This is a genomic window from Clostridium sp. MF28 (assembly GCF_002969175.1).
Lineage (GTDB): Bacteria > Bacillota > Clostridia > Clostridiales > Clostridiaceae > Clostridium > Clostridium beijerinckii.
Genome location: NZ_CP014331.1, coordinates 1,842,131 through 1,854,457, shown reverse-complemented (window position 1 = coordinate 1,854,457; position 12,327 = coordinate 1,842,131). Strand labels below are relative to the sequence as shown.

Here is a 12,327-nt window from a genome sequence, read left to right as displayed (position 1 = left end):
AAAACTTAATCTAAATTTAATGTAAGCTTATATAGGCAGTGTTTGTCTTAGGAGTTTTATAACTAATATATTAAATTGATCCTTTTGTAGGCAAAGATATAGAAACTGTACAAAATAGGTATTATAATATATATTAATGTGCATAATAATTTACTTATAATTCATAATTATTAGTTTTATTATGATGCATATTATTATTTGAAAATTAAAAAAGTAAATTTGATCACGGAGGAAACATGCCAGAAACAGTATTACTTACATTTTTTTTAGCAAAAATTAGAGGATACAAAATATGTCCGTTATTTAAATCATGGGCTATTTATCCCCTAATTGTATTTGAAATATTCACGTTTGTTGGACAAGTTGCTACTTTTTCTGGCAATTATGTGATTATAAGAACCATAGGGAGATTGACACCTATTTATTTAATTACATATTTGTTTTTAATATTAAAATATGAATTATACATAAGTTCGATAATTGGATCGCTTTTTATGATTTTAGGCGGCGCATTAAACGATATTGCAATAAAAACTAATTGTGGATTTATGCCAGTTTACCAATCATTATCACGCCTTACAGGACGTTCATTAGAGAATTTTCAAGGAATGAATGATATTCATATATTAGGAGATTCACAAACTAAATTAAAGATATTAACTGACTTTATAGACTTAGGATACACTATTCTTAGCGTAGGTGATATATTTATAAGAGTATTTGTGTTTATAGTAATTTATAGTGCTTTAAAGAAAATTAATAATCAAGGGAGAAAAGAAGATGTTGAGATTAACAGTATTTGAATTTATATTTAGGTTAGTTCCAGAAGCATTTGTATTGATACTAGCAATGATAGCGTTATCTAATGTAAAACTTAATTCAAAAAGATATATAATTTCGAGTTTATTATTAGCAGTATGCGAATATGGAATACGACTTCTGCCTATAAATTATGGAGTGCCAACCATACTTGATATATTTGTAATGATTATTATTATGTGGAGTATAAATAAAGCAGATGTGGTTTTGTCTATAAAGTCATCATTAATAACAACTATAGTTTTATTTATGTGTGAAGGATTAAATATGCTACTATTAAACATTGCGTTTAGAAATAGTTTGGATGTTATAATGCTAAATCCAGTATTAAAAGAAATATATGGGTTACCATCTCTAGTATGTTTTGCAATTATAACATTAATTTATTATTTAAAAAAAGGAATGCTTAGAGATGTTTAAAATTGAGAATATATGCAAAAAATTTTCTGGTTATATTGCACGTGAATTAAATCTTAATGATGATAGAAGATCAGTAATAAACTATGGAATATTTGCTTTTGCCCAAATTATGATTTGCATAGCATTAGTTATGATATTTGGAATTGTTTTCAATGCAATGATTGAAGCACTTATCGTATCATTTACAACAAGTATGCTAAGGAAAAGCTCAGGGGGAGCTCATGCAAGTTCACCTGAAAAATGTGCGATTATAGGAACTGTTGTTAGTGTAGGAATGGGAATAATAGCGAAATATGCACATTTTGATTTGATTTTGATTATAGTGGTAGGAAGCATAATATTTGCATGGTCGTATTATATTATATATAAATTAGCTCCTGTTGATAGTGTGGCAAAACCAATTAAAAGTTATAAAATGAAAAAAAGGCTAAAAAAAGTGTCTATCATAACGTTGAGCGTTTACTTAACTATTGTATTAATTTTTATTTTGTCATATTTGCTAACAAAGAATCTTACTTTATTAACATATTCTTTGTGTATTTATATAGGCTTGTCGTGGCAGATTTTTTCTTTAACTAAAACTGGACATTTAGCATTGAGGTAGTTCGGACATTAAAAAACTAGGTTACTTAATTTAAAGGAGGTGAAGTTAATGAAACGAAAAATTTTAATGGTAGTAGCAACAGCAGCAACACTTATCGCATCAATTGTTTCTACTTCTGCATGTATATGGGGACATTATCAGCCAGAAGAGCCTAAGTGCTTAAGAGAAGAATAATTTACAAAGTGAGACCGGCATATTGGGTCTCACTGTAACTATTTATGAGGGATATGATATGAAGCGTGTAAAAGATGACAAAAAAAAACAAGTTAATGATATAATATCTGTAGTAAAATTATCTTCACTTTTATTCGTGGGTATAATTTTATGTAGAGAGTTTATTAAAAATACTAACTCGCAAGTATGGGAAATTAGTTACTATTATCAATATGTATTTCTTTGTGCTCCATTAATGATAATAACTTTAGTTTACTGCGCATGGACATTTTCAATAAAAAATAAGATTAGATGGAGGCATGGAACTATATTCAATAAAATCGAAATAGCAGTATTTATAATAGTGTTTTCGATAATTGTATTTATATGTGGAGTAAATGAAAGCCAATATAAATTTTTGTATTTGTTTATAATAATAACAACAACAATTCAATATGGAATGAAACAAGGTATTATAGTTTCCTGTATTTCATCTCTAATTATTTTAGCTATGGATATATTTATGGAACCTAATGTAATAGTAAATACATATTTTGAAAATGATTTAATCTTAGCAGGAGTATTTATTTTGACTGCATGGCCCCTGGGATTCTATGTAAAGATAGAAGCAGAACATATTAAAAAGTTAGAGGAGTTAATAAATATTGATGGACTTACTGAACTTTATAATCATAGATACTTCTGTGACTCGTTAGCAGAGAAAGTTAAGAATGGAGATAGGAATAGCAAACCTGTATCCATGATTTTTATAGATATAGATTATTTTAAGCAATATAACGATACTCATGGCCATCAAAAAGGTGATTACGTTCTTAGAAGAATTGGTGAAATTATTAAAAGTAACATAGGAGAGGAAGATATTGCAGCAAGATATGGGGGGGAAGAATTCTCAATAATACTGCCTGATGCAAATGAGGAAGAAGCAATTCAGGTGGCAGAAAATTTAAGAAAAAAAATAGAGTGTGCACGTTTTTATGGTGAAGAAAGTCAGCCTAAAGGGAAAGTTACAGTTTCAATAGGTGTATCAGTTTATCCATATAAAGCGAGAAATGATATAGAATTAATAAAAAGCGCAGATGATGCACTATACAGAGCAAAATTTTTCAATAAGAATAGGGTCGAAGCATATACATCAATTCTAGATGAAATCAAAAAAAATATAGATGAAAAAGATATTGAACTTGTCGCTTCGATAAAAACCTTGATTAGTGTTATTAATGCTAAAGATAGATATACTTATGGTCATGTAGAAAGAGTTGTAGTGTATAGTAGAATGATTGCTGATAAACTCAAATTAAGCAAAAGAGAAAAAGAAATTTTAATTTATGGCGCTTACATGCATGATATTGGCAAGATTAACATCAATAAAGAAGTGTTAATGAAAAAAATGAGATTAACAGATGAAGAATGGGAATTATTAAAGCAACATCCTGCTAATGGAGTTGAAATTATAAAATCTGTAGATTCACTTAAAGATATCATACCTTTAATCATAAGCCATCATGAAAGGTATGATGGAAACGGATATCCTAATAAACTAAAGGGCAAAGAAATACCTTATCTAGCAAGAATTCTGACAGTTGTGGATAGTTTTGATGCAATGACATCAAATAGACCATATAATACTAGAAAAACTTATGAGGAAGCTGCAGAGGAACTTGAAAAATGCAGCGGGACACAATTTGATCCTGAGATTTCGGCAGCTTTCATTGAAATAGTGAGAAAGAATGATGGAGAGGCTTTTATAGAAGGCGTAAGCGATATAGGAGAAATACACATATAAATAAATCATAAATATCTATTTTAATCAAATTGCATGTTAATATTAGTTTTAGAAACTTAATAGTAGTAATTCACCTATTTGCTGTAAAAGAATAAGCTGTTTTTAGAAAGAAAGTTTATTAATGGAGGCAATTTGTATGGGTTACTATATTAAAGTAGAACCAGATGTTAAAGTTTATGTAGAAGATCTTAATGAAGAAGGAAGAAATACAATTGTATTTTTACATGGTTGGCCAGGAAGTCATAAATTATTTGAATACCAGTTCAATATCCTTCCTAAAATGGGATATAGGTGTATTGGGATAGATCAAAGAGGTTTTGGCGAATCAGATAAACCATGCAGGGGGTATGACTACGATAGATTAGCAGATGATGTTAGAAGAGTTGTGGAGGTGCTTAATTTAAAAAACTTTACATTGTTAGGTCATTCTACAGGTGGAGCAATCGCTATTAGATATATGTCAAGATATGATAATGACAAAGTTTCTAAGTTAGTTCTTTGTGCAGCAGCAGCACCAAGCCTTGTTCAAAGATCTTATTTTCCTCATGGGTTACAGAAACAAGCTGTTATTGATATAATTAAAGGAACATATAATGATCGGCCTAAAATGCTTCAAGATTTTGGAGATATTTTTTTCTATAAGCATATTACAGAGAGTTTTTCAAATTGGTTCTTTCAGCTTGGATTGCAGGCAGCAGGTTGGGCTACAGCAGAAGTTGCTAATACTTGGTTAGGTGAAGAAAGTTTGTTTTCGGATCTTGGAAAAATTAATGTTCCGACATTGATTCTTCATGGTATTCATGACCAAGTTTGTTTATTTGCTTTGGCTAAAGCTCAAAAGCAAATCATTAAGAATTCCAGAATTATACCATTCACTGATAGTGGACATGGATTATTCTACGATGAAAAAGAAAAATTTAATGAAGAGCTAACAAAATTCATTGAACAGTAATATTCATGAGAGGTAAGTGACTGTAATTAAGTGATATTTTGATTTTAAGTTGAAGATAGGAATATGATATAGAAATTATATTTTTTATAAGGTTACAAATTCTAAAGAATATATATTGTTTAGAATAGTACCTTATATTTTCTTTTATGATGATTAATATAACGTAAGTAAACTTGACTAATTCTTATTTTATTGGTAAGTTAAATAAATGGTTACTAAATTAATCTGTATATATATAGTAAAAGCAGAAATATTAATTATAATCTAGGAAGGATGATATGCTTTGGAAGAAAGTACTAAAATAGAAGAAAAAGGTAAGAAGAAAAGTGATTTTGTTAAAGATTGGATAATACCAATATTTTGTGCTTTAGTAATAGCGTTTTTACTAAGACAGTTTGTATTTTTTAATGTATATGTGCCAACAGGATCAATGATTCCAACTATAAATTTAAATGATAAAATTTTAGTAACAAGAATACATAACTTTGATAATCTAAAAAGAGGAAACGTAATTGTATTTTATTCAGATGAACTTAAAGAAACTTTAGTAAAGAGATTAATAGGTTTGCCAGGAGATAAGATAGATATAAAAAATGGGATAGTATTTGTAAATGGAGAAAAATTGGAAGAAGATTATGTGAAAAATAAGGATGATTATAATGGATCGTTCGAAGTACCACAAGGAAAGTATTTTTTCTTAGGAGATAACAGACCTGTATCATTAGATGCAAGGTATTGGAAAGAACACTATATAGACAGCTCTAAAATAGAAGGAAAGGCTCAGTTTATATTTTATCCTTTTAAAGATTTTGGAATGCTAAAATAATTTAAGAAAACCACTCGAGAGAGTGGTTTTAACTTATACTTATAAAATTAGCAGCTATTTCTCCATTACCGATTATTGATACTATATCACCTTTAACCATAGGACCTAAGTTAATCGTTTCATTGACTGTATCGAATCTCTTAAAAAATTTTATATCTCCATCAGGATCTATAACAATTAAACTTGTAATGTTATTAGGAGTTATAAGTTTTGCAGTATAATTTTCCTTGCTGCTTTCAGAAATTTTATATATACCTTGCTTGTAAGTATTTGCTATTGTAATCGTTGCATTAGCATTGCTTATAGTAAAGATAAAAAATATTAAGAGAGTTGCTAAGAAGTTTTTTATTTTCATTATTTATACCTCGCTTTAATGCAGTTATAATTTTTTAAACGCAGCCAATAAAATACTGGCTGCGTCTTTAATTAAGTTAATTAGAGGAATAGAGATTAATGCATTAAATATATTTTGCAAAATCGTTATTTATTATACTTAAATATTAAATTTATAAAAATATAATAAAAACAATAGAATATTTTGTCGGATTATGTTAATATATAAGTGTACAAAAGAGTATGTCTCAAATTATATAAAACCTTAATAATCTCATAATCTCTTATAAATATAGATGCGGCTAAGTTGGGCCGCATCTTTTTTTGTACCTTCTTAATAAATACTAATGTCATGGTATAGTTTATAAAAAATTTTAATTTAACATTCACTAAAAATTATTTATATTATATTATCATAAGAAAAGTGGATTTTAAGGTCGGTATTTCATAATATGTGTTATAAAATAATATTGAAGGAAGTATATAATGTTAAAAGCAATTTTAAAGCCAGTGGAGAAGATTCTTACTAACAGATTTAATAAACCTGGATTGAAGGAGGAATTATCAAAACATTCAGATTATATTTCAAAAGCACGAGAAATTTGGGATATGATTGATGAGGAATTTGGAATTTCAAGTACAATTGAGAATGTACTAAAATTAAAAATAGACAAGTTTGATAATACTTTAATATCTAAATTTCCAGAATTAAAAAAAGAGGATATTGAGGAATTAAAACAAAATATACTTGAGAATTTAAATCTAGGCAAAGATTTTACATTTGGTAATGCAAAAGTAATTAAGGAATTGAATGATATTAATTCTAAGTTACAAGAGGAAAATGAGAAACTAAAAAGTGAATTAAGGAGATTTGAATCACTACTTACTTCAAGTAGTAATTCAAATTTAAATGAAGCAGAAACAGTTGCTAATAAAGATGAAGAATAATAAGTTTATAACTTAATTAAGAGTAGCCATTTGGCTACTCTTAATATCATATGAATGAGTGTATTAATAATTTCAAATTTATTCATTCTTTATATTCTCTGTAAGGCATTTCTACTACAAAGTCGGTTTCGTTGAACTTATAGTTCGTATTACTAAGCGGTGGTCTATTATAAATTAAATTCATTCCAACTTTATAAAGAGCTTCTGCCATCTCAGATGGATCTTGGATAACAGTACCGAGCATAGAACCTTTTTTAATTAATTCTCTAGCCTCTGGTATTGCATCAACACCAACAACTGGTATTGATTTATTACCTATATTATAACCATATTTTTGCAAAGCATTAATGGCTCCTATAGCTAAAGTATCATTATTTGCAATTATAGCTTCAATTTTATCACCATACTTTAGAAACGTCGACTCCATAATCATTTGAGCAGCTTCTTTAGTTCCTTCTGAAGATATTCTGGAAAGTTCCTCTGTTTTTATTCCAGATTTATTAATTGTTGATATAGAATACCTTGTTCTTGCAGTAGTTAGTGTGCTATTGTTTTTTTCTGTTAACATAATATATTGAAGAATATTGTCTTTGTTTTTATCCATAGCTGCTTTATTGCTTTTCCATGCATTAACGATTAAATCTCCTTGTAGAATTCCGGATTGTTCAGCTGATGTAGCTATTACAAGAGCTTTGGGATAGGATTTTATTGAAGTTGTTACAAATGGAACTATATTGAATAAAAGTACAGGAATATTTTTTGACTTTACTTTGTTAATAAATGAGTCTATATTATTTGCATCTAAATTAACTAAGTTAGCTAATAAAAGATCAAAATCTGTTGAAAGTGTTGAAGTTATAAGTTCGTTTTGTATGTCTGTATTATTCTTCCCATCAAGAAATATAAATTCTAGATTGTTAGCGTTTTCTTTTTGGATTCTTTCTAAGTTATCTTTAATCAAAGAAATATAAGCATCATTAAATGAAGAGAGAAGTACTACTATTTTTATAGTTTTTTCTGATTTAATTTGTGCGTTTGCATATATATTATTTTTTACTATATTTAATGATGTAACGATAAATAATGTTAATATAGTAGTAAAAATTATTATTTTTTTTAATACCTTCATTTGAAGCCTCCGGGTTCTTAATATAATTAATAGTTTTATGTTGTGTTTTAGTAAAAAAAATATACTCTATTTTGTTAATGCAATTTATTAGATATGATCTGTAAGAAGTGTATATGATAATAGTTATATAATTTTTATTTAATAAAAGAATTTTTGCTTTCTATAAAATATAAAAAAATTTCTGTAGGATCTAGGTTTAATTCTTTCGATAATTTTAAAATAAAATTAATATTAGGATTGCAAAGGGAGGGATGTTTTTCTAACTTAGATAAATAACTTTTGCTGATTCCTAATTTTTTTGCCAATTTCGACTGAGTTAAATTTAATTCTCTTCTTTTTCTCTTTAACATACTTATCACCTCATTTTATAGCTTCCGAAAAAAGTCGAAAGTTTCCTGGTAGTAAACAATATTTGTTATATAATGTAATTATTAATGGCTTTAAATACAATATATAGCTAAAAAGTATTTTATTGGAGGTACGGTATGGACAAAAAGAAAGAAATTGAAGAATTAAGGGATGAATTAAATAAAATAATTAGTGAAAGGCTGGACTATAATAAAATTTTAAAGTTAAGTCAGAAGTTGGATATTTATATAGTTGAAGCTATGAAAACAGATGTTGAAGGTATAGATAAAGAGTAGATAAAAATGAACTTAAATGGACAAACTCGATAAAAAGTCATTCCTCATAAGTGTATACAGATTTTGTTTTAGTGAGAAAAATAGTAGGGTTTAATTAATTGGAGAATGGAGAATATAAAATAAAATGAATTATTAATTGTTTATACTCTAACTTATTAAACAATATATGTTATAATGTTAATTAGTATTTAAAATAGTATTATATAGTAGTATACATACAATAAATTGGGAGGGAAACTATCAATATATGATTATAATATTAAATGTTATTATTGTAATTTTGCTTGTATTTATGAATGGTTTTTTTGTAGCAACAGAATTTGCAATGGTAAAGGTAAGAAAATCAAGGATAGAAACATTGGCAATGGAAGGGAACAGAAATGCAAAACATACATTAAAAGTTGTTAAAGATTTGAATTCGTATTTATCTGCATGTCAATTAGGAATAACTTTAGCGTCATTAGGACTTGGTTGGGTTGGAGAACCAGCATTTGCAGAGATGTTAAGACCTTTAATAAATCTATTTAATTTGCCGGAAATAACATTGCATTCAATTTCAGTGGTTTTAGGATTTTCAATTATAACTGGTCTTCATATTGTACTTGGAGAATTGGCACCTAAATCATTGGCAATTATAAACACGGAAAATATTGCAATGTATACAGCTTTGCCGCTTATAGCTTTTTATAGATTGACTTATCCGATAATGTGGACTTTTAACCATAGTACTAATTTGGTTTTAAAGATATTTGGAATTTCACAAATTAATGAGCAAGAAGCAGCTCATACGGATGAGGAAATAAAGCTTTTAGTTGAAGATAGCTATAAACATGGATTAATAGACCAAACGGAATTAACTTTTGTAGATAACATATTTGACTTTTCGGAAAAAACAGTAAGGGATATTATGATACCGCGTACTGATATGGCATGTATTTTTATTGAAGATACTTTTGATGAAATTATAAATTATGCTTTAGAGGAACAGCTGACTAGATATCCTGTATGTAGAGATAGTAAAGATAATGTAATTGGATTCATACATATTAAGGACTTATATAAACTTAAATTTGAAGGCAATGATAACATAGAAGGAATTATTAGAGAAATTAAATTTGTTCCCGAATCATTATCAATTAGTGAATTGTTTAAAACTTTCAAAAAGGAAAAAGCTCAAATGGCAATAATTATAGATGAGTTTGGTGGTACAGCAGGGCTTGTGACTACCGAAGATATCTTAGAAGAAATTGTTGGTGAAATTCAAGATGAATTTGATGATGACGGAGAAGAGGAAATAAGAGAGACTGATAATGGTAGCTATGTAGTTGATGGTAAAGTTTTAATCGGAGATATCAACGAACTTTTAGATACTAATATTGAAGCTGAAAATATTGATACTATTGGTGGATGGATTTACTCTCAATTGAAGTCATATCCAAAACCTAAAGAAAAGATAAATTATGACAAGTATGAATTTATAATTTTAAAATGCGATAGAAAAAGAATAAATCAAGTATTAATTAAAAATTTAAGTGAATAATTTAAAACAGTGCTTTTAGATATTTCTACATATCTGAGTGCTGTTTTTTTATTTGTTTGCTAAATTTTTCTTACATACGTTCAATAAGGCATAGGTATAAAAATATTCGTAACCAGAGCTGCATATCATCTTGTTTTCAAAGAATTAAAGCTATAAATTTATTTAAGGTTAAATTAAGAATTCAAGATGATTTTTATTCAGCAGTGAATAGGAAATGGTTAAATTTGTGAAAGAGTTTCAAGAAATAAATTGGATAAATATAATGTGTTCAAATCGTTTGGATATATTGAATGAAAGATAAAGACACCGCTAATGGTGCTTTATCTTTTATTGAATTATATTTTTGTGGATGATTTAAGAAAATCAGAATGCAATCGTTTTATATGACTTAAAAAGTATATATATGCAGTATCAAATATAAAACAGAAAATTCCTAAAGTAATGATTAATCCACTATGCAAAATAATGCTAGATGAGATTGTAGCTGCTAAGGTACCAATACATTTATTAATAGCTATAGTTAAACTTTGTCCCTTTATATCGGGTCTACCGACAAGCATTATTATGAATGATATAGACATTATGAGGTTTTGGATAAAAGCGGAATAGAATTTAGCTAAATCACCAAATTCTATGATAAAGAAATATTGGATAACAAAAGACATTATAAATATAATCAAAGTCCATGGCCAGAAGTATTCTTTATTTGTATGTTTTGGGAAATAGCGCTTCCCATATAATAGGTAAGTTAAGATGACTAAAATGTCTAAGCATAGCCAAATTAAAGTGATATAAGTTGTAATATTTAATATATTATCTTTTAAATCGAAATAAGAATTGACACTTTCCCAAGCAAAATTAAGAGCTAATGCAATAAGTGGAATTCCGCAAGCTTTATATCTAAAACCTAAATGAATTAATTTTACATAAACAATCGACCAACAAAATCCACAAACTAATAACAAAAATAATACCATAAAATTGCTCCCTTATAATTATAAAAGTTAATTACATTGTTAATATATGATATTCAGAAGCTAAGAAAACTAGACTCGTATTTATTAATTTAAATTAGTAAATACGAGTCTAGTTTTCTCTTTTTAGATCTTCTATTGGCTGATATACATATAGCTCACAGTAATTGTCTTTGGACCTTGAATTGTCTATATATTCAAACCTGAAGGTGGCAGCAAATTTATAGCCAGACTTAAAAATCCATTTTCTATATAACTGGACTAATAAACGGCCTAAATGTCTTCCGTTAAGATCGTCAGGGCGAAAGAATCCAACAAAACGGAACACTACATATTTATGAGCTGGTATAGAAATACTAATCATTCCTTCAGGTATAGTATTTATATCAGAAACTTGGACACTTGGAATGTAATATATGAAGTCATCACTACCCCAATCTGTAAAACCAAAGTATTCATGTGGGTTTATCAAATTATTAATTTTATGCTTATGATTATAGAAGAAATCTCGACCATATGAATTTGCGCTTTTATCACCAGATTTGCTTAATATCTTATGCTTTATCCCAATCAAATTGAATTTTTGTTTAAAGACAAATTGAGGATTATATGTAATAGAATTACCTATGGATAAGATATCATTGCAATTAATTTTTTCTTTAAGTATTAAACTCAAAGAAATCTTATCGGATCTAATTTTAAGAGGCGTATGTCCAAAACATTTTTTAAATGCTCTAATATATGATTGTTCATAATCAAAACCGTACTCAAGAGCAATATCTATAATTCGCATAGTTGTATTAATTAATTCGTTAAGGCTAGATGTTAATTTTCGACCTTGAACATATTCCATAATAGATTCGCCGGTTAAAGATTTAAAGATTCTGTGTAGATAATATTTTGATATTCCTGTATGTAGTGAGATGTCAGCCAAAGAAATCTTATTATAGAGGTTATCTTCAATATAATCTACAGTTTCAATAATAGTTTCTTTTAAGTCTTTCATATTTTAAACACCTTTTCTAAAAAATAGTTATTGAGATAAATGAAAAATAATAAGGCAATAATTTTATGTAATATATTTGATGCTGAACAAAATTAAATATATCAATTTATTCATTTTGGAAATATATCGGACATTAAAAAAGCAATATCTGTTCATTTTAATTAACAATTTACAT

Annotated in this window: 15 protein-coding genes; 10 read left to right on the top strand and 5 right to left on the bottom strand. The window is 27.6% G+C overall.

The genetic code is table 11. From position 1 onward, the window contains the following. The first annotated feature begins 236 nt into the window (after nt 1-236). From AXY43_RS08335 to lepB, 7 genes are all read left to right on the top strand, one after another. Nucleotides 237-803, top strand: a complete 567-nt coding sequence (locus AXY43_RS08335; protein ID WP_023973022.1) for a DUF5317 family protein — start codon at nt 237-239, stop codon at nt 801-803. Continuing rightward, nucleotides 781-1,239 carry a hypothetical protein gene (locus AXY43_RS08330; protein ID WP_039772024.1) on the top strand — a complete coding sequence of 153 codons (459 nt, stop codon included), beginning with the start codon at nt 781-783 and terminating at the stop codon, nt 1,237-1,239. The genes AXY43_RS08335 and AXY43_RS08330 overlap by 23 nt, the downstream gene beginning before the upstream one ends. Then, the gene (locus tag AXY43_RS08325; protein WP_039772022.1) at nt 1,232-1,843 is read left to right on the top strand and encodes an accessory gene regulator ArgB-like protein; all 612 of its coding nucleotides are present in this window, start codon (nt 1,232-1,234) and stop codon (nt 1,841-1,843) included. Before AXY43_RS08330 ends, AXY43_RS08325 begins: the two co-directional genes overlap by 8 nt. A gap of 48 nt (nt 1,844-1,891) precedes the next feature. Beyond that, the gene (locus AXY43_RS08320; protein ID WP_039772020.1) at nt 1,892-2,017 is read left to right on the top strand and encodes a cyclic lactone autoinducer peptide; all 126 of its coding nucleotides are present in this window, start codon (nt 1,892-1,894) and stop codon (nt 2,015-2,017) included. Between the two features lie 58 nt (nt 2,018-2,075). Beyond that, nucleotides 2,076-3,800 carry a bifunctional diguanylate cyclase/phosphohydrolase gene (locus AXY43_RS08315; protein ID WP_039772018.1) on the top strand — a complete coding sequence of 575 codons (1,725 nt, stop codon included), beginning with the start codon at nt 2,076-2,078 and terminating at the stop codon, nt 3,798-3,800. 136 nt (nt 3,801-3,936) lie between these two features. Next, on the top strand, nt 3,937-4,752 hold the full coding sequence (locus tag AXY43_RS08310; RefSeq protein ID WP_023973017.1) for an alpha/beta fold hydrolase: 816 nt from the start codon (nt 3,937-3,939) through the stop codon (nt 4,750-4,752). A gap of 283 nt (nt 4,753-5,035) precedes the next feature. Continuing rightward, nucleotides 5,036-5,578 carry a signal peptidase I gene (gene lepB / locus AXY43_RS08305; RefSeq protein WP_023973016.1) on the top strand — a complete coding sequence of 181 codons (543 nt, stop codon included), beginning with the start codon at nt 5,036-5,038 and terminating at the stop codon, nt 5,576-5,578. Between the two features lie 28 nt (nt 5,579-5,606). On the opposite strand, the gene AXY43_RS08300 is transcribed toward lepB, so the two are convergent. After that, on the bottom strand, nt 5,607-5,933 hold the full coding sequence (locus AXY43_RS08300) for a hypothetical protein (RefSeq protein ID WP_023973015.1): 327 nt from the start codon (nt 5,931-5,933) through the stop codon (nt 5,607-5,609). Nucleotides 5,934-6,397: 464 nt separating this feature from the next. Between AXY43_RS08300 and AXY43_RS08295 the strand changes: the two genes are divergently transcribed. Then, nucleotides 6,398-6,859: a hypothetical protein gene (locus AXY43_RS08295; RefSeq protein WP_105411401.1), complete on the top strand. Its 462-nt coding sequence runs from the start codon at nt 6,398-6,400 to the stop codon at nt 6,857-6,859. An 82-nt stretch (nt 6,860-6,941) separates the two neighbouring features. Here the strand turns inward: AXY43_RS08295 and AXY43_RS08290 are convergent, their stop codons facing one another. Together AXY43_RS08290 and AXY43_RS08285 are read right to left on the bottom strand one after the other, a co-directional pair. After that, nucleotides 6,942-7,988 (bottom strand): substrate-binding domain-containing protein, encoded by a 1,047-nt coding sequence (locus AXY43_RS08290; RefSeq protein ID WP_105411400.1) that lies wholly within the window; start codon nt 7,986-7,988, stop codon nt 6,942-6,944. A 134-nt stretch (nt 7,989-8,122) separates the two neighbouring features. Further along, on the bottom strand, nt 8,123-8,338 hold the full coding sequence (locus tag AXY43_RS08285) for a helix-turn-helix domain-containing protein (protein ID WP_023973012.1): 216 nt from the start codon (nt 8,336-8,338) through the stop codon (nt 8,123-8,125). A gap of 135 nt (nt 8,339-8,473) precedes the next feature. On the opposite strand from AXY43_RS08285, the gene AXY43_RS08280 reads away from it, so the two are divergent. Continuing rightward, nucleotides 8,474-8,632, top strand: a complete 159-nt coding sequence (locus tag AXY43_RS08280) for an aspartyl-phosphate phosphatase Spo0E family protein (protein ID WP_017208982.1) — start codon at nt 8,474-8,476, stop codon at nt 8,630-8,632. Nucleotides 8,633-8,879: 247 nt separating this feature from the next. Next, nucleotides 8,880-10,172 (top strand): hemolysin family protein, encoded by a 1,293-nt coding sequence (locus AXY43_RS08275; RefSeq protein WP_017208981.1) that lies wholly within the window; start codon nt 8,880-8,882, stop codon nt 10,170-10,172. Nucleotides 10,173-10,507: 335 nt separating this feature from the next. On the opposite strand, the gene AXY43_RS08270 is transcribed toward AXY43_RS08275, so the two are convergent. Continuing rightward, entirely contained in the window at nt 10,508-11,149 is a 642-nt protein-coding gene (locus AXY43_RS08270) for a hypothetical protein (protein ID WP_105411399.1), read from the bottom strand. A 109-nt stretch (nt 11,150-11,258) separates the two neighbouring features. Beyond that, a complete protein-coding gene (locus tag AXY43_RS08265) occupies nt 11,259-12,152 on the bottom strand; it encodes an AraC family transcriptional regulator (RefSeq protein WP_023973011.1) in 894 nt (297 codons plus the stop codon). Nucleotides 12,153-12,327 lie beyond the last annotated feature (175 nt).

Bases quoted from the DNA above. Each gene is read 5' to 3' on its own strand.
- AXY43_RS08335 (WP_023973022.1), top strand. From the start codon at position 237: ATGCCAGAAACAGTATTACTTACATTTTTTTTAGCAAAAATTAGAGGA.
- AXY43_RS08330 (WP_039772024.1), top strand. From the start codon at position 781: ATGTTGAGATTAACAGTATTTGAATTTATATTTAGGTTAGTTCCAGAA.
- AXY43_RS08325 (WP_039772022.1), top strand. From the start codon at position 1,232: ATGTTTAAAATTGAGAATATATGCAAAAAATTTTCTGGTTATATTGCA.
- AXY43_RS08320 (WP_039772020.1), top strand. From the start codon at position 1,892: ATGAAACGAAAAATTTTAATGGTAGTAGCAACAGCAGCAACACTTATC.
- AXY43_RS08315 (WP_039772018.1), top strand. From the start codon at position 2,076: ATGAAGCGTGTAAAAGATGACAAAAAAAAACAAGTTAATGATATAATA.
- AXY43_RS08310 (WP_023973017.1), top strand. From the start codon at position 3,937: ATGGGTTACTATATTAAAGTAGAACCAGATGTTAAAGTTTATGTAGAA.
- AXY43_RS08300 (WP_023973015.1), bottom strand. From the start codon at position 5,933: ATGAAAATAAAAAACTTCTTAGCAACTCTCTTAATATTTTTTATCTTT.
- AXY43_RS08295 (WP_105411401.1), top strand. From the start codon at position 6,398: ATGTTAAAAGCAATTTTAAAGCCAGTGGAGAAGATTCTTACTAACAGA.
- AXY43_RS08290 (WP_105411400.1), bottom strand. From the start codon at position 7,988: ATGAAGGTATTAAAAAAAATAATAATTTTTACTACTATATTAACATTA.
- AXY43_RS08285 (WP_023973012.1), bottom strand. From the start codon at position 8,338: ATGTTAAAGAGAAAAAGAAGAGAATTAAATTTAACTCAGTCGAAATTG.
- AXY43_RS08280 (WP_017208982.1), top strand. From the start codon at position 8,474: ATGGACAAAAAGAAAGAAATTGAAGAATTAAGGGATGAATTAAATAAA.
- AXY43_RS08275 (WP_017208981.1), top strand. From the start codon at position 8,880: ATGATTATAATATTAAATGTTATTATTGTAATTTTGCTTGTATTTATG.
- AXY43_RS08270 (WP_105411399.1), bottom strand. From the start codon at position 11,149: ATGGTATTATTTTTGTTATTAGTTTGTGGATTTTGTTGGTCGATTGTT.
- AXY43_RS08265 (WP_023973011.1), bottom strand. From the start codon at position 12,152: ATGAAAGACTTAAAAGAAACTATTATTGAAACTGTAGATTATATTGAA.